13 protein-coding genes are annotated in these 16,723 nt (G+C 55.6%); 11 read left to right on the top strand and 2 right to left on the bottom strand.

Features of this window, described 5'->3' with window-relative positions; all coding sequences use genetic code 11:
- Nucleotides 1-36 precede the first annotated feature (36 nt).
- The 6 genes from P1X16_RS08360 to P1X16_RS08335 all read left to right on the top strand — a co-directional run bounded on the left by P1X16_RS08360 (nt 37) and on the right by P1X16_RS08335 (nt 6,662).
- Entirely contained in the window at nt 37-864 is an 828-nt protein-coding gene (locus tag P1X16_RS08360) for a polysaccharide deacetylase family protein (RefSeq protein WP_277227488.1), read from the top strand.
- 253 nt (nt 865-1,117) lie between these two features.
- Entirely contained in the window at nt 1,118-1,255 is a 138-nt protein-coding gene (locus P1X16_RS08355; RefSeq protein ID WP_277227487.1) for a hypothetical protein, read from the top strand.
- 254 nt (nt 1,256-1,509) lie between these two features.
- The gene (locus P1X16_RS08350) at nt 1,510-2,142 is read left to right on the top strand and encodes an FKBP-type peptidyl-prolyl cis-trans isomerase (RefSeq protein WP_277227486.1); all 633 of its coding nucleotides are present in this window, start codon (nt 1,510-1,512) and stop codon (nt 2,140-2,142) included.
- An 87-nt stretch (nt 2,143-2,229) separates the two neighbouring features.
- Nucleotides 2,230-2,853, top strand: a complete 624-nt coding sequence (locus P1X16_RS08345; RefSeq protein ID WP_277227485.1) for a hypothetical protein — start codon at nt 2,230-2,232, stop codon at nt 2,851-2,853.
- A 125-nt stretch (nt 2,854-2,978) separates the two neighbouring features.
- Nucleotides 2,979-4,913, top strand: a complete 1,935-nt coding sequence (locus P1X16_RS08340; protein WP_277227484.1) for a KUP/HAK/KT family potassium transporter — start codon at nt 2,979-2,981, stop codon at nt 4,911-4,913.
- A 177-nt stretch (nt 4,914-5,090) separates the two neighbouring features.
- On the top strand, nt 5,091-6,662 hold the full coding sequence (locus P1X16_RS08335; protein ID WP_277227483.1) for a S8/S53 family peptidase: 1,572 nt from the start codon (nt 5,091-5,093) through the stop codon (nt 6,660-6,662).
- 83 nt (nt 6,663-6,745) lie between these two features.
- Here P1X16_RS08335 and P1X16_RS08330 read toward each other — a convergent pair whose 3' ends face one another.
- Nucleotides 6,746-8,548, bottom strand: coding sequence for a PDZ domain-containing protein (locus P1X16_RS08330; RefSeq protein ID WP_277227482.1), 1,803 nt, complete (start codon nt 8,546-8,548; stop codon nt 6,746-6,748).
- Nucleotides 8,549-8,756: 208 nt separating this feature from the next.
- Between P1X16_RS08330 and P1X16_RS08325 the strand changes: the two genes are divergently transcribed.
- From P1X16_RS08325 to P1X16_RS08310, 4 genes are all read left to right on the top strand, one after another.
- Nucleotides 8,757-9,500, top strand: coding sequence for a C40 family peptidase (locus P1X16_RS08325; RefSeq protein WP_277227481.1), 744 nt, complete (start codon nt 8,757-8,759; stop codon nt 9,498-9,500).
- 685 nt (nt 9,501-10,185) lie between these two features.
- Nucleotides 10,186-10,626, top strand: coding sequence for a DUF2147 domain-containing protein (locus tag P1X16_RS08320; RefSeq protein ID WP_277227480.1), 441 nt, complete (start codon nt 10,186-10,188; stop codon nt 10,624-10,626).
- A 228-nt stretch (nt 10,627-10,854) separates the two neighbouring features.
- Nucleotides 10,855-11,301, top strand: a complete 447-nt coding sequence (locus P1X16_RS08315; protein WP_277227479.1) for a DUF2147 domain-containing protein — start codon at nt 10,855-10,857, stop codon at nt 11,299-11,301.
- A 191-nt stretch (nt 11,302-11,492) separates the two neighbouring features.
- The gene (locus tag P1X16_RS08310) at nt 11,493-12,125 is read left to right on the top strand and encodes a hypothetical protein (RefSeq protein WP_277227478.1); all 633 of its coding nucleotides are present in this window, start codon (nt 11,493-11,495) and stop codon (nt 12,123-12,125) included.
- A gap of 126 nt (nt 12,126-12,251) precedes the next feature.
- Here the strand turns inward: P1X16_RS08310 and P1X16_RS08305 are convergent, their stop codons facing one another.
- Complete coding sequence (locus P1X16_RS08305) at nt 12,252-14,219, bottom strand: M1 family aminopeptidase (RefSeq protein ID WP_277227477.1); 1,968 nt, start codon at nt 14,217-14,219, stop codon at nt 12,252-12,254.
- Nucleotides 14,220-14,419: 200 nt separating this feature from the next.
- Here P1X16_RS08305 and P1X16_RS08300 point away from each other — a divergent pair, with 200 nt between their 5' ends.
- Nucleotides 14,420-16,687: a gliding motility-associated C-terminal domain-containing protein gene (locus P1X16_RS08300; RefSeq protein WP_277227476.1), complete on the top strand. Its 2,268-nt coding sequence runs from the start codon at nt 14,420-14,422 to the stop codon at nt 16,685-16,687.
- Nucleotides 16,688-16,723 lie beyond the last annotated feature (36 nt).

Genomic DNA, 16,723 nt, shown 5'->3' with positions numbered 1-16,723 from the left:
CACCCTCTACCTCGTTACCTAAGCCTTAAATCTAGAATGAACCCAACCAAAATTCTTGCGCTAGCCACTACCTTACTTCTGGCAGCACATTCGGGTAGCCACGCCCAAACTAGTAGAACCTGGAACAACAAGCAGTGCGCCGTGGTGCTGACATACGACGATGCCATCGATGTGGACCTGGACAACGTAGTACCGGCCCTCGACTCGCTGAAACTACGGGGTACCTTCTACTTAATAGGTTCCTCGCCAGTGGTCGCCAAGCGGCTACCGGAGTGGCGCCGCGCCGCCCAACGCGGGCACGAGCTAGGCAACCATGCCCTCATGCACCCTTGCGACGGTAGCCTACCCGGCCGCGGTTTCGTTACCCCCGACAACGATTTAAGCAAATACACCGTCAGCCGGGCCGTAAGCGAAATACGGGCAAACAATACCCTACTTAACGCCATCGACGGCAAAACCGCCCGCACTTTTGCTTACCCCTGCGGCGACTTGCAAATCGGCGGTGTTAAGTTCTACGACCAGCTAAAAAACGATTTCGTAGCAGCCCGCGGCGTAAGCGAAGGTCTACAAACGCCCGCGCAAGTAGACCTAACCAATATTGATGCTTATTTCATCAACGGCCACTCGGCGGACTACATGATTAATTTGGTGAAAAAGGCCCAACAGTCGCACACGCTGCTGGTGTTCCTGTTTCACGGGGTGGGGGGCGGCCACTCGCTTAATGTCGGCTTGAAAGAGCACCGACAACTGCTTCGCTACCTCAAAGCCCACGAAAAAGACATCTGGGTGGCCCCTATGGTAGAGGTGGCTCAAAAGATCAAGACAACTCAAGCAGGAGCAACCACCAGCAAGCCGCGTGAATAACAGGGCTGCCTAGCTTTTCATAACTTCTTCTTTTGGACTGGGAGAAATACGACTAATCAGCAGAGCAAAACCCCTACGAAAGCATAGGCTACTCCAATTTTAGCACTCATTTGCCAGAAGAATCAGGAACATCACCTTGGGTCTGGTACACATATCCCTAACAAATAAGTTATGCTTGCATAACAATTTTCCTTTCTATCCGTATTACCTTTGCAGACAATAAACTGACTTCCTTCCATATACATACATCGCCATGAAAAAGAGTACTGCCGCCATTTCTTCTCTCTTGGTATTAGGGGGCCTAGGCTCGCTGAGTTTTCTCGCGGCCCAAGTGCGGAATTTAAACCTGCATTTTGACCTTAACGACGAAGAAGAACTGCACTTTTGCTAAGCGGCCCGAACTCCCGTTTTGCCATAAACCCCGCCTCTGGTGGGGTTTATTTTGTTTAGGGCCAGAAGAAAGCCGGATTATTAATCAGCACTTTATGGCAGCGGTTTGAAAAAAAGCGTATCCATTCTCCACTGTTTTCGGTACTTCACAGTTTGGCAGCTCACTCGGAGCCGCACCTATTCTCTCACCTGCTGTGCGTGCAGGCTGCGCAACACACGCGCAACAGCCAAACAATCAGCGAAAAATAGTGATTTATGAACCTGAGCAGTCTCAAAGACCAGATCAGTTACATCATTGGGCGCGACTTAGCCCGCAACTTCGCCCAGCAAGGTCTGAGCCTGGACGTGGACGTACTGGCCGCTAGCATGAAAGAAGGCCTGAACGGCGAGCCGAGCCGCCTCACCCAGGAGCAAATGCAGTCTGCTATGCAGCAGCTCCAGCAGCAGATGGGCGGTGTTGAAGACGATGACGACAACCAAACTTCCAGTTCGATGGCCAACAATAAAGAAGAAGGTCAAGCCTTCCTAAGCGAAAACAAGAACCGTGCGGGCGTAACCACGCTGCCAAGCGGCCTGCAGTACGAAGTAATCAACGAGGGCACCGGCAAGAAGCCTACGCTCAACAGCTCGGTTACCACGCACTATCATGGCACTCTTATCAATGGCAACGTGTTTGATAGCAGCTACCAGCGCGGTCAACCGGCTACCTTCCCTGTCAACGGCGTTATTGCCGGCTGGACAGAAGCGTTGCAGCTGATGCCCGAAGGCTCGAAGTGGCGCCTCTACATCCCATCGGAGTTGGCCTACGGCCGGCGCGGTGCTGGCCGCGACATCGGCCCCGACACTGCGCTCATCTTCGACGTGGAGTTGCTGAAAGTAAACAACTAAGCTAATTTGAAAGCCCCGCCGACCGTTTCCTCTTCCACCCCACTGCGTTGGGTAGGAACGAATACGGCCGGCGGGGCTTTTTTACGTATGACAGATTCTACGCCTGGTCCTGCAGATGCCCCGCAGCCGCCAGCGCCTGCTGCGGAAGTGAAACCACCGGAACCAGCCGATTCAGCCGATAGCGAGGCAATGCCCCTGGCCCCTATAGCCAGCGCCCCCATGCCTCTGGTACTACCAGACCCATTGCAGTTCACGGAAGTACGCAGTGCCGACGGGCGTATGGTCTTAACCAACGACCAGCTGCAAATCAACGGACAGGTGTTTGGGTGGTGGGAGCTTGAGGGCGTGGATGTTCAACGCGTACGGTGGTTGCTGTGGCTGCTGCTTGGCGGATTCACGCTGGCGGGCTTTCTATTGGGTTTTCTACAAAACTGGCTGCGCACTATGCCGGCCGTTTTGGGCATTATGGTGGGCACGTTGTTGCTGGCCATGGGGCAACGAGGCACCAACCGAGTGCGCCTACACCGACTAGGGCGAGAAGCTATGCACTTTGCGCTGCCCGGCGAGCTAGCAAGCTGGCAGAAGCTAACCGCCGAAGCCAACCGCCGCATCCGCCAACGTCACCACGAAGCGGCCCAGGCTGCTACCGCGGTGCTGTTAGCATCTACTCCTGCATTTCCTGATTCGCCACTCAGTACGGAGGCAACTTAACTGCTGCTTTGTGTTTGGCAGTTTCATTGTAAAAAAGCTAATGTTTTGGTTTAAGCGCCGCCCGCTACCTTTGGGCGCTTTATAAACAGTTTGCAGGTAGCGCATTTATTTTCTTTCCGCCACACATGGACGCCAAACACCAGCACACCGCTATTTCAACGGCGGGCTTGCTTATTGCCCTCGGCATCATTTACGGGGATATCGGCACCTCGCCGCTCTACGTAATGAAGGCTATTGTGCCGGAGCAAATCAACCCACACCTCGTGTACGGGGGGATTTCCTGCGTCATCTGGACGCTTACGCTCCAAACCACTATTAAGTATGTGATGCTCACGCTTAATGCCGACAACAACGGCGAGGGTGGCATTTTCTCACTTTACGCCCTAGTCCGGCGGCGGGCGGGCTGGCTTACTATTCCAGCCATTATTGGCGGTTCAGCCCTGCTAGCAGACGGCGTAATCACTCCTCCTATTTCGGTTTCCTCGGCCATCGAAGGACTGGAAGCCGTGTACCCCAGCATCCCGACGGTACCCATCGTTATTGGCATTCTCCTGGCGCTGTTTCTGCTCCAGAGCTTCGGCACTCAAATCGTGGGCAAGGCTTTCGGGCCCATCATGCTGATTTGGTTTTCGATGCTTGGCGTGTTGGGCGTTACCTGGATTGTGCAGCAACCGGCTATTCTGAAGGCCTTTAACCCCTACTACGCCTACGATTTGTTGGTGAACTATCCAGGGGGGTTCTGGCTGCTCGGGGCCGTGTTTCTTTGCACTACCGGAGCTGAGGCTCTGTATTCTGACCTGGGGCACTGCGGCAAGGGCAACATCCGAATTAGTTGGGTTTTTGTTAAGACCACGCTGCTGCTCAACTACATGGGCCAAGGCGCTTGGCTGCTAACCCACCAAGGCGAGCACCTCAACAAGCGTAACCCCTTCTATGAACTGATGCCAGAGTGGTTTCTGCTCATCGGCATTGGTATTGCTACCATTGCGGCCATCATTGCCTCGCAGGCGCTTATTACTGGCTCCTTTACGCTGGTCGCTGAAGCTATCCGGCTTAACATGTGGCCGAAAGTGAAGCTGAATTACCCTACCGACGTGAAAGGGCAGCTGTACGTGCCGAGTATGAACCGGCTGCTGCTTTTCGGCTGCATTGGGGTGGTGTTGTACTTCCGGCGGTCGGAGAATATGGAAGCCGCTTACGGCTTGGCCATTACCCTGACCATGCTCATGACCACGCTGCTACTCACCGTATGGCTGCGGACTAAGCGCGTGCCCTTGGCTGCGGTGGCGCTGTTTGCGGTGGTATATGGCCTGATTGAAGGCTCGTTTCTGATTGCTAACCTAGTGAAGTTCCCGCACGGCGGATGGGTGTCGTTGGCTATTGGCGCTACGCTGGTAGCCGTGATGTATGTATGGTTGCGGGCCTTCTACATCAAGCGCCGCCTCACGGAGTTCGTGAAGATTGACCCGTATATGGAGGCGCTGAAGGAACTTTCCGCCGACGAATCGGTGCCGAAGTACTCCACGCACCTCGTGTTCATGACGTCGGCGGAGCGGGCTTCGGAAATCGAGTCCAAGATTATCTATTCCATCTTCCAGAAGCGCCCCAAGCGTGCGGACATCTACTGGTTTGTGCACGTCGATACCACCGACGAGCCGTATACCATGGAGTACAAAGTGGTGGAGCTAGCCCATGATGACGCCTTCCGTATCACGTTCCGGCTTGGGTTCCGGGTAGAACAGCGCATCAACCTCTATTTCCGCAAAGTGGTGGAAGACCTCGTGCGCAACAAGGAAGTGGACATCACCTCGCGCTATGAGTCTCTGAGCCGGCAGCACGTAACGGGTGACTTCCGCTTTGTCGTGCTCGAGAAGTTCCTCTCGGTGGAAAACGAATTCCCAGCCATCGAGAAGCTGGTTATGCAGGCCTACTTCTACATCAAGCAGTTCATTGCTTCCGAAGACAAATACTTCGGCCTCGATACTAGCTCGGTGAAAGTCGAGAAGGTACCACTGGTTATTACCCCGGTCCGCGACGTAGCCCTAAAACGCGTTTCGTAACAAGTTACTAGTAGTCACTTCGAGAGCCCTGCTGAAAACCAGCAGGGCTTTTTTGTTGCCTACACTTTAGGTGTGAAGTATTGCGCCAGAAGAAAGCCGCTCATGACTTGCGTTTGACCTCACTTTTGCGTCCCTTGGAATTCGCCTTTCTTCTACAACCCTAACTCCCACAACCTCATGCGAACTTCTACCCTCTCCGTGGCGCTGCTGGCACTGCTCTTAGCCGGCTGCCAGTCCCAAGTTGACGAACAGCAAGCCCCACTGCCTACCCCCGACCCTTCCACCGCCCTCAACAGCCAGCAACTCGACGCGCACATTATGAGCACGTTGCGCGAAACCGGGCAGTTCGATTGGAATAAGGCCTCGGCCCATTTTGTGTGGAGCGCCCTTACCCGCTCCGACTACGTGCTGTCGGTGGGCTATCAGCCCGCCGGCAACAGAAGCCTCGCTCCTGCCGACGCAGCCAACAATCCCGCTTGGCAGGAAGCCCGTGCGCAGGTGCTGGACTTGATATTAGCCGAAGAACGTAAAGCGCACCCGGAGCTAACCCTAACTGATATAATTGCCTACGACGAAAACGTGTTGCCTGCGGTGGATGTAATCGTGCGGGAACTTGGCACTATCAAGGCGTTGCGCGCCTCGCGGCTGGTGCGCTACGCCGAACCGATGGGCTACGAGCCCAACCGCCCCGCCGAGGTAGCCAGCAAAAGCGCCTCCTCCCAAGGCAGCAGTAGCGGCTGCGGCAACAACATTCCCACTCCTGGCTTGGTCCCCGACGAAGATTTTACGGTGTTGCCGGGCGGCAGCAAATCATCGTGGAGCCAGGCCGACCAATACCACGGCATTCGGACGGCCTGGAGCCAAAGCACTGGCCAGGGCATCAAGGTGCTTATCATTGACACAGGCTGCTCGGATAGCCAAGAAAATATTGGCACTGCTTTCAACCAAGGCTTTAGCTCTGGCCGCACCGTGGAGCGGCTAGTTACGCTGCCCCGTTACACTTTTCTAGGCATCCCAACTGGCCCCGTTGAAACGCCCAACGACGGCTGCGGGCACGGCACCAGCATGGCCGGTGCCTGCGCCGCCCCCCGCGGCACCGATGGAGCTTCAGTGGGTGTGGCCTACAATGCCAACTTAGTTGTAGTGCGCGCTGCCGAGGATGTATTTCTGGATGGAAGCCGGGAGGTGAAAGGCGTATCCGACGCGTACGTACTGGCTGGCAACCGGCCCGACGTCCGCATCATCAGCATGAGCATGGGTCGTCTCACCAGTTCCGGGCAAATGACTGATGCCATCCGCTACGCCTACAACCGCGGGAAGCTGCTCTACTGCGCCGCGGGTACTTCTTTCGAGTGGTCCTCGGGGCTGGTGGGCGTTATCTACCCGGCATCCTTGCCCGAAGCGGTAGCCGTTACGGGCGTGAAAGACAACCTCACCACCCGCTGCGACGATTGCCATGTTGGCGCCGACGTAGAGTTTTCGGTGGTGATGCAGCGCAGTAGCAACGCCCTAAGCACCCTGACTTTGGCCATGAGCGGCGACGAGCCGAGCACGGTGGGTGGCTCCTCGGTAGCTACTAGCTATATGGCCGGCATGACGGCGCTGGTTTGGTCGCGCTACCCCACCGAAACCCGCGCCCAAATCATGAGCCGCCTCGTAGCCGCTAGTTCCAACCGCAACGCCCGTAGCAGCAGCTTCGGCTGGGGCCGTGTGAACGTAGCCGCTGCCGTAGGTGGACCAGCGCTGTAAGCCTTGGATTACTTTAATGGTCTAAAAGCATAAAGGCCGGTCTGAGATTCCTCAGACCGGCCTTTATGCTATCTATTCAAGTGTTATTGCTTGAAGGTCAGCCACTTTTGCAACACCGCTTGCTGCTCAGCGGTTGGGCTGGCAGCCTGCTCGATGCGGTAACGAATAGCCGTGCTAGCCAGCAGCGGGAAGGTGAGTTCTTTTAGCTGCCCATCACGCGAAACAAGCATCTTCACTTGCGAACCAGCGGGGCGGCTTGCTAGCAGCTTGTTGGGGTCGTCGGTGAGGCGGTTGCCATCGATAGCCAGCAACTCGTCGTTCACATTGAGGCCACCTTGCCAGGCACTGCCATTGCGCAAGGTGCTGGTTACGGTGAATTTACCGCCGGTGGTGCTGAACGTGGCGCCCAGGGCAGCATCGGTGGTGAGGGGTGCGGTGGTTAGTTTGAGGCCAGCATAGCCCAGCATGGTTTCGTAGGGCAGCATTTCAGTGCCGTACACGTAGCGGCGGAAGAAGTCATCGAAGCGGCGACCAGCTATTTTCGCCACGGCCGCCTGGTACTCTTCGTCGGTGAAGCCGCGGCCCTGCTTCTTGTAGTACTGGTCGTAGAGGTAGCGCATCACGTCGTCGAGCTGCTTCTGGCCTTTGGTTTCGTTGATAATCAACAGGTCCAGCATGGCCCCGATTAGCTCGCCCTTGTCGTAGTAGCTGATGCCGGTGTTAGCTGAATTCTCGTTGGGCCGGTACCCTTTGATCCAAGCATCGAAGCTCGATTCGGCGGCCGACTGCACTTTGTTGCCCGGCGTATTTTCTACGCGGGTAATGCTGGTGCTGGTGTTGCCGAGGTATTCTTCGGGGCTCACAAAGCCGGCCCGCTGCACAATTTTGTCGCCGAAGTAGCTGGTGCCTCCTTCGCTCACCCACAGCATGTGCGTGTAGTTCTCGTTGTCGTAGTCGAAAGGCCCGAGGGCTATAGGCCGGATGCGCTTCACGTTCCAGAGGTGGAAATACTCGTGTGCTACCAACCCCAGGAAACCCTTGTAGCCCGCCTCGGTGCTGTAGGCATTGCGCGAAGTGGAAAGTGTGGTGGAGTACAAATGCTCCAGGCCGCCAGTTCCCCGCTCGATGTTGTGTACGATGAACACGTAGCGGTCCAGCGGATTCTGCCCTACTACGCGGTGCGCTTCTTCGCACACTCGCTTCATATCGGCTAGCAGCTTGGCTTCGTCGTACTTAGCATTGCCGAACATAGCAACAGTATGGGGCGTCCCATTGGCCTCGAAGCTCATCACCTTGTGCGTGCCGATTTCGATGGGTGAGTCAGCCAGTTCGTCGTAGTTGGAGGATGTAAAAGTGAACTGGCCACCCACGGGCTTCAGGCTGGTGCTTACCTGAGTCCAGCCCGTAGCGGGGCGTACCTCCAGCGTGCTGGCGAGCTGCTTGCTATCGGCGGGGTACATAAACACGCTGGTACCGTTGACGTAGCCGTGGGCTGCGTCCAAGAAGCTGGTGCGCACGCTTAGCTCGTAAGCATACACGCTGTAGTGCACGGTGAAGTCCTTGGCTTTGGGGTGGTACACCCGCCAAGTGTTCTTATTGATTTTCTCGGTACGCAGCTCTTGGCCGCCCGCTTTGGCTTGAAAGCCTTCGACGTGGCGCGCAAACTCGCGCACGAGGTAGGAACCCGGCGCCCACACCGGCATTTTCAGGTCGGTATATTGCTTACCAAAACCTCCCAGGCTCATATCAACCTCGAAATAGTGCGTCTGCGGGGCAGGCATGGCCAGGGTGTAGCGCAACGTAGAAGCGGCCAGCGCCGGGTGGAAGTCACTCAGCAGCAATACCAACCCCACTGCGGCCAGCAGTCGGAGACGAGAAAACATCATGCGAAAAAGAAAATTAGAAGGGTTTGGAATGGATGAGGTAGCAACGCTGGCCTCGTAGTTTGCCGCAAAGAACGGCGAAAACCGCGCAGGGCTGCACAAATCACCGAAAATTAGCGGGTGCAAAGCGTAGTGGCACCTTATTTGGCTAGCCGTTCTACAACGCAGCTGCAACTCGCTCTGGCTGCATTATTCACTGACTCCGCCACCCATGGCTTTATTTCCTACTGCCCTGCTTTCATACCCGAACCTCGTCCGTGCCTCCACCGTTAGGAGAGCATCTTTTGGCTACAGCAGCTACTCTCTCCCCTATCTGGCGGCAGGATTCCGCTACGTGGAAAGCCGAATCGGGCCAGAATTTCGCATCCCCTTCATTGCCTTTAGCAGAACCACCCCTATGCGCTACATCTGGATAACATTCGTTGCGCTAGTTGTTTTAATGCTTGGCGTATTTGGGTTGTCAAAGCCACAACCTGCTGGCCAGCCCCAAAACGAACCCAACCGTGGGCAGTCCCCCGTGCCGTCGGCCACTTGGACAAGCAACCGCTCTACTACGCCCCGTCCCGACAGTGTAGTGCGCTTCGCCATGCAGCAACTTGGCACCAACTATTGCTATGCCGGCAATACCCCGGCCACCGGCTTCGATTGTTCTGGCTTCGTGCAATATGTATTCGGACGCTTCAAAGTGGAAATGCCCCACTCCACGAGTTTGCTGATTTCGGTGGGCAAGCCGGTAGCCCGCGCGCAAGCCCGTCCTGGCGATATTGTGGTATTTACCGGTACGGCGGCCACTTCTTCTACGCCCGGCCACGCAGGCATAGTAATATCGGAACCCGGTGAGCCGCTACGCTTCATTCACTCCTCCTCGGCCCGCCGCGAGTCCGGCGTGAAGATCAGCCAGGTCGAAGGCACCGACTACGAGCGCCGCTTTATGGACGTTAGGCGGGTGCTTTAAATGCGAAAATGAGGACCCGGGGAATTGCTGTTCTGTTTGCGCACAGTATGCAGCAAGAACAGCAACCTTCCCCAAGTCCTCATTTCACTTATAAAAGAGCGATGCCCGGACTACCTATGCAAAACCTCAGTTGAGAGGCTGCTGGGCGGTCCGGGCATCTAATCCTTCAAATCTTACCGAGCGACGAGTCTGGGGTACAGCCCCGTCATCTTATGTGTAAGACCTTGCCAGAATGCGGGAAAAAGCTAAATGGAAGCGTTTTTCCGCGCGAAAGCTGTTGTTAAGCGCGTCCGGCGGTGAAGCGGACTACATTCGACAGGCTTGGCAGGATTTGTTTGGGACTATTAGACATTTTGTACCTCCTTTCTTTACGTTCGACATAACCCCGGCCGCGCTTCCCAGCACCTTAGGGCTGCTTGGGCGGGGCTGTAGCACTCGCTACGGATGGTAAAGTTAAAAGCCTGTAGGATGGTTCAAAATTAAAAGGCCTTTTTTTAAGCCACCTAGGGCCATTCCGTGTCAGACCATTGAGGTTCAGCGACTTTATTTTATGTAGCTACACGCTGCTTAACCTGGCCTCAAAGTTGCCTACTGACAATTCGCAGTAGCTGCACAGCACACCGTGCTTTTGTTGGAGTTTTCTTTTATCTTTTTCCCCACATACTCATTCCCACTCTCCCTCTCCATGAAAAAGTTTCTCCTCTTGTGCCTGACCTGCTTGCTAAGCTGTGTGGGCGTGGCTTCCGCTCAAACCCTTTCGCCTCTCGGTGTTTGGACCAATGCTGAGAAGAAAGCCACTTTCGAAATTTATAAGTGTGGCGACAAGCTGTGCGGCAAAATCGTGACGCTGACCGTGCCCAACGACCCTGCTACCGGCAAGCCCAAAACCGACTCCATGAACCCTGATCCGAAGTTACGCAACCGCCCCCGGTTGGGTTTGGTGTTTATGCAGGGCTTTGAATACGACGACGACAATAAGTGGGATGACGGCAAAATATATGACCCCGAGAGCGGCAAAACCTACTCTTGCTACATGAAGATGAACAGTGCCAATTCCATGGAAGTGAAAGGCTATATCGGCTTCTCGATGATCGGCAAATCACAGACTTGGAGCCGGGTTAAATAACCGTTGCCTAGCTATCTGGCGTATATCAAGCGACGCTCCTGCCCCGGCAGGGGCGTCGCTTTTTTACTAACTTACCCATCTCCCCAACTTTACCTTATCGGTTTTTCCAACCAACTTACTGATTATGAGTAGTTCATCTTACGGCAGACCTCCTTTATAGGAGTGATTCGACCGGCTTGTAACTACGCTATACTTCTTGCCAGCTACCCACTAACCTGCTCTTTCACTTTGAAATACACTCTGCTTAGCTATTTCTTTTTTCTAGCTAGCCTGGTTTCGGCCCCGGCGCAAACGCCTACCGCTACCCCACCGCTCGGGGTGTGGGCCGATGACACCGGCGACTCGCATATCGAGTTGTATCGGTGCGGTGAAGAGTTGTGCGGCCGAGTGGTATGGCTTCGGCAGCCCACTGACCCCAACGGGAAGCCGCGCCTCGACGAAAAAAACCCGAAAGCCGAGCGACGCACCCAGCCCTTGAAAAATCTAACGGTGTTGCAGCACCTGCGCCACAACCCGAGCAATGACCGATGGGAAGGTGGTGAAATTTATGACCCGGAAAACGGCCGCACGTATTCCTGTTATGTGAGTGCCGCTGGTAAAGACCGGCTGGAAGTAAAGGGCTACATCGGTTTCTCGATGATCGGTAAATCTCACTATTGGCAGCGAGTAAAATGAGTGCGTAAAGCTTGCTAGTATGCAGGCGACCTGTAATTATTTAATTTATTTTTAATTGAAGGCAAGCCCCGGCACGGAGCTTGCCTTCGTTGTTTTAGCCCTTTTTCCAACGATTTGAAGAGCTTTCATTGAGAAGTCAATCGAAACCATTTGTCTCGACTGGTGTTCTCCCTCCATACGGCATTTCCACCTTGCATCCCTTCCTAAAACGGCTTTTTTCTTCGCCCTCTGCCTCAGCCAAGGCCGAGTGGCAGCCCCTGCAACGCACTCCCGCCGAGCAGCGGAAGCACGCGCAGTGGGTGGAAGAGCAGGTGTATTTAAATTGGGCTGGTCCTTATTTTAAAGCCTACCATTTCACTAAGACCGGCATTCAGGGCCAAGGGCTGCGGGTGCAGTTGCTAGCCGAGCACGGGCGCCAGGGCGCGGTTTTTTTCTATGACCCTAGCATCGGCCCCGGCAACTTCCGCCACTTCTTCGACCTAATCTGCGAGCGGGTGGTTGCCCTTGGGTATCGACTGTCCACGTCGGATCAGCGCAATCTGCACCACGAGCGCTACACCGAAACCATCGAGAAGCACTTTCTTAAGCCCCTACCCCGCGACTGTAGCATTACTGGCCGCTGCCTTCAGCGCTTTGGTACCGTCACGGTAGATTTGGTGAGCGTGAATGATCAGCCTGGCTTTATTCGCTTCACCAGCAATCCTTATCAGGATTCTATCTTCACTCCGGCGCATTCCTTCGACGAGCTAATGTCCGCCGTGCTGGACATGCCTCCTGCTCCGCCTGAGGTGCAAGCACTTATTAAAAAATACTATAAAGAGTAAAGCAGAAGCGTCAAGTTCTTTCAACTGTTTAGCCTCTTGCCTTCACCAACAAAGGGCCGGCCTCGAAAGAAGGCCGGCCCTTTGCGTTTTACTGTAGTCATTGTTCAAGCAAGCAATTCGAAAGCCCTATTGCCGCACGAAGCGTGCTAGCGAGACCATGCCATTAGGCGTAGTAAGGCGCAAATGGTAGAGGCCAGCCGCCAGACGACGCGTGTCGAGTTGTGGTTTCAGCGGGTCCACTGTTTGGCGCAGCCACACGCGGCCCGTAGCGTCCGTAACCTCGGCTAGGGCGCGCGAGCTTAGGTCGGCAAGCATGAGGGCTTCGTGGCAAGGATTAGGATACACGGCAAGTCGGGCTAAGCGCGCCGCAGAACTGTTGCTCAGGATTAAAGTATTGTCGCGGGTAATCGTACCCGTACCATTGAGTAGCCACTGAGCGGGGTCGACGTCGATGCGAGCTACTGTTTTGCTGACGGGCACGCTAAACGTTGATACTAGTTGGCTTTGGCGCAGGCGCAGCACTTGGGTGGTGTTGTCGGTAAACGTGAGGAGATAGTCTACGTCGGTATCAAAGAAGGCCGTCACGCTTGGCATGCTCGCGGTTTCTGTGCTTTCGAGGAAGAAGGCCTGGCCGGTCTGGTTCCAGCGTACGTTGAACGTGGGGTAGCCTTCCCCCGCAAACCACTGGTTGAAAAAGTATTGCAGCGGCCGGCCAGCTTCTCCCTCGAAAACGCGCTGCAAATCGATGGTGCGGGCAGTGCGGCCGCTGTAGGTGGTTTGGTAGGTGCGTAGTGCGCGGAAAAACTTCTGGTCGTCGTTAAGTAAGTAACGAAGCATGTGCACGACGGCCGCTCCCTTATTATAAGTAAGCCGCCCGCTGAAGATGCGGCCCACGTTGGTAGTATCAACTACGCGGACGCTGCCATCGGGACTGCGCATGACACTGTTGTGCGCGTTGTCCATCCATTGCCGGGCCGCAGTGGCCGACGAGAAACGGTCGAGCGACAGGTACTCGCCATAGGAAGCGAAGCCTTCGTTCAGCCAGATATCTTCCCAGGAGCCACACGTTACGTTGTCGCCAAACCATTGGTGAAACAGTTCGTGTGCCGTCAGCGTGAACGTGAAGCCATCCTGCGTGGTCATGGTTTGGTGCTCCATGCCGCCCCCAAGCGGCGCCATGCTGTGGCCGTATTTTTCGCTGGCAAACGGGTAGAGCCCTACTAAGCTGGAGTAGTTTTCGATGAAGCCCGGTGTACGGTCGATTTCGGTGCGGAAGTTGGTGAGGGCAGCTTGGCTGTATACGTAGTTGACAATTGGAATTTGAGGGCCGCCCGCCGGATTGGCGTAGTTGGTGTACTCGATGTAAGGGGCTACCGCCACCGACACCAGATAGTAGGCAATAGGCTTGACTCGGTGCTTCCACTCGTAGCGGCTCTTTCCGTTGGCCAAGGGCGTTACTCGCTGCAATACTCCATTCGAGCCTACTTTATTGCTGCCGCTCGTCGTCACCCACACGTCCAACGAATCGGCCTTATCGGTCAGCACTTGCTTGCAGGGCCACCACTCGTGGGCCGAAAATGGCTCCGACAAACTCCACGTAACATTAACGCCATAGTTGTTTACAAATCGGGTGCTCAAGGCATTGCCAATGGCAGCCGACTGCCCGCTCGGCGCAGTGCCGCGGTAGTAGACAACGGTGGTGAAAAGCGTATTGGCCGCTACCCCCTGCGGAATAGCTGCCATAACGTCGGAACTTGTCCAGCGCCAACCCGACGAGCGGCGGCCATTTATTACCACCGAGTCGATGGTGTAGTCCGGGTAGAGTTCGAAAGCCACCGAATCGAGAGGCTGCGCGAGCGTGCGGGCAAGCATCCGTACGTTTCCGCTCACGTTGCGTGAGTTGTTTTCCAGGGCCAGATCGAGCTTGTAGTATTTCACATCGTAGCGGTCCATCTTCTGGCGGTGCCGCACGGTGGTAGCCGGCTGACGCAGGGCGGCCTGCACATGCGACCGGGCACAGCTAGCTGCTGCACTGTTGAGGTCGGTAGCCGAAGGTTGGTTGGCTCCGTCCTGCGCGCGCAGGCCAGGAGCCATAAACAATATATTGATTAACAACAAGTAAACACGTTGCATGAGTGGGAGGCAGCAGGAATTTGATGACGACAAAATGTAGGGAGAGCAAGGTCTGAAAGATACAAAGGCCCTACTACAAACTGGGTGGTTTATCCTATAGGTTAGCCCTGCAGGTTGTATATTTCGAGAGTTCTTTTCTCTGCTCCACCCTAGCTGCAAAAATGATTCTTTCTTTTCTCCTAGTATTTCGTAGTAGTTGCCGGCCACCGGGTTTGTTGGTGCTCCTGCTCTTGCTTATTGGGCTAGGTCGCTCAGCCCATGCTACGCACATAGTAGGCGGCGAAATGGATCTGCAATACCGGTCGGGGTCCAGCTACACGCTAACGCTCAATCTGTATTTCGACGCACTCAACGGCAATGCCGGTGCTCTAGATACAGCTCTGACGGTCAGCATCTTCGACAAAGCCACCAATATGCGGATGCAAAATTTGACGTTGCGCCTCCGCACCAACTCGTTTGTCAATTATACCAATCCGGCTTGCTCATCCACGTCGTCGTTGGTTACGCGTAGGCTGATTTACACGGCCGGGGTTGATTTGGCAGCCAACCGCTACACCAGTCCAGCTGGCTACTATGCTGCCGTAGAGCGCTGTTGCCGCAACAACGGCATTAGCAACATTCTTAACCCGGGCGACGCAGGCCAAACCTTCTACTTGGAGTTCCCGGCTGTGGTGCGCAACGGTCTGACCTTCCGCGACTCCACTCCCCGCATTTTCCCGCCTCTAAGCGACTATGCCTGCCGCGGCGAATTGTTTTACTACGACTTTGGCGGCCAGGATGCCGACGGCGACTCGCTGGTGTACGAGCTAGCCACTCCTTTCAACGGCAACTCCACCCCCGGCGACCCGAAGCCGTTTGCAGCAGCGCCACAACCTTATCGAGAAGTTCGCTGGGGGCCGGGCCGTAGCGAAACCAACCAGATTCCGGGCACTCCTACCCTGACTATCAACCGGTTCACTGGCCGGTTGCAGGTACGGCCCTCCCAAGTAGGGCTGTTTGTGTTTGGGCTGAAATGCTCGGAATTCCGGGACGGCATCAAGATCGGAGAGACCCGGCGCGACTTCCAACTCAAAGTAATCCTCTGCACGCCCAACTCAGCGCCTAGCATGACGGTGCGGGCGTCGGGAGCCAACATGTATCGAGAAGGAGTGGATACGGTGCGCCTGCGCCCTGGTACTGAACGTTGCTTGAATCTGCGCTTCACGGACCCGGACTCCCCCTCGCAACTAACCTTGGGCTTGCGGGCTGTCAACTTCCCCGCTGCTTTGCTGCCGGCTTTTTCGCTCACGCAAGGCACCATCCGGACCCCTGGCCTCCCCGACACGCTGGTTTCGCGGCTGTGCTTTCCAAGCTGCTTTGATTCCAAAGGGCAGGTGTATTTGCTGGATATAATTGTGTCGGACAATGGTTGCAGCCTCCCGAAGCGCGATACGGTGCGGGTTGCTTTTACGGCCCAGCCCGACCCTAACAGTCCTCCTACCTTGGCTAGCACGGCTGGCCCTGCCTTGCCTCTGAAGGTCCGCGTAGGTGACCTGGTAACATTTGACGTGATAGGCGCCGACCCCGATAACGACCCCATTACGTTGACTATGAACGGTGTGGGCTTCCAACCAGCCGAGGTGGGCGCCACTTTCACGCAGGGGCCCAATGGTAACCAAATCCGGGGACGGTTTTCGTGGCGCGTCGATTGCCGGGCCGCAGGTCGTCCATTGCACGAATTCCGGTTCACAGCCTCAGCAGGACCCTGCAACGAACCAAAGACTGTGGTTCTGACGGTTCCTATTCAAGTGGAGTACAACAACTCACCGCCTGTACTTGCCTCGCCCGAGCTACCGACCCCGATCAGCGCCACTGATCCACCCATCGTCATTGAGCGGCTAATAGGAGGTGTGTTTGAAGCTACTTTCACCGGTACCGACGCCGATCAGGATCCCCTGGTGCTATCGGCTACCGGCAACGGGTTCGATTTGGCGGCGGCCGGCATGAGCTTCCGCCCCACCAATGGCAACGGACAAGCGGCGGCCACCTTCCGCTGGGATGCCAACTGCGTCGCCGCTGCTCTCCCCGACCAGACGCTAGAAGTTACCTTTCAACTGCAGGAAACCACTTGCCGGCCGGGCCCGCAGACGCGCGTTGTGCGCTTCAAGCTGGTGCAGCCAGAAAATGTCGAGTTCAAGCCAGTCAATATCTTCACCCCTAACGGCGACAATCTCAACGCTACTTTTAATATCCCCAATTTGCCGGCTGACTTCTGCGAATCGCGCTTTGCTACCATCAAAATCTTTTCCCGCTGGGGCAACTTGGTTTATGAATCCAAGAACCGCAATTTCAGCTGGGACGGAGGCAAGCAGGTGCCGGGAGTGTATTATTACCTAATCGAGTACACCGACGGCCGCAAGTATAAAGGTCCCATCACACTGGAGCGCTAAATGTAAATTACTGTGCACCTAGTGAACACAGCAGTA

This window comes from Hymenobacter sp. YC55 (genome assembly GCF_029433095.1).
In the GTDB taxonomy this organism is placed as follows: Bacteria; Bacteroidota; Bacteroidia; order Cytophagales; family Hymenobacteraceae; genus Hymenobacter.
This window is presented reverse-complemented; position numbering and strand designations above follow the sequence as displayed.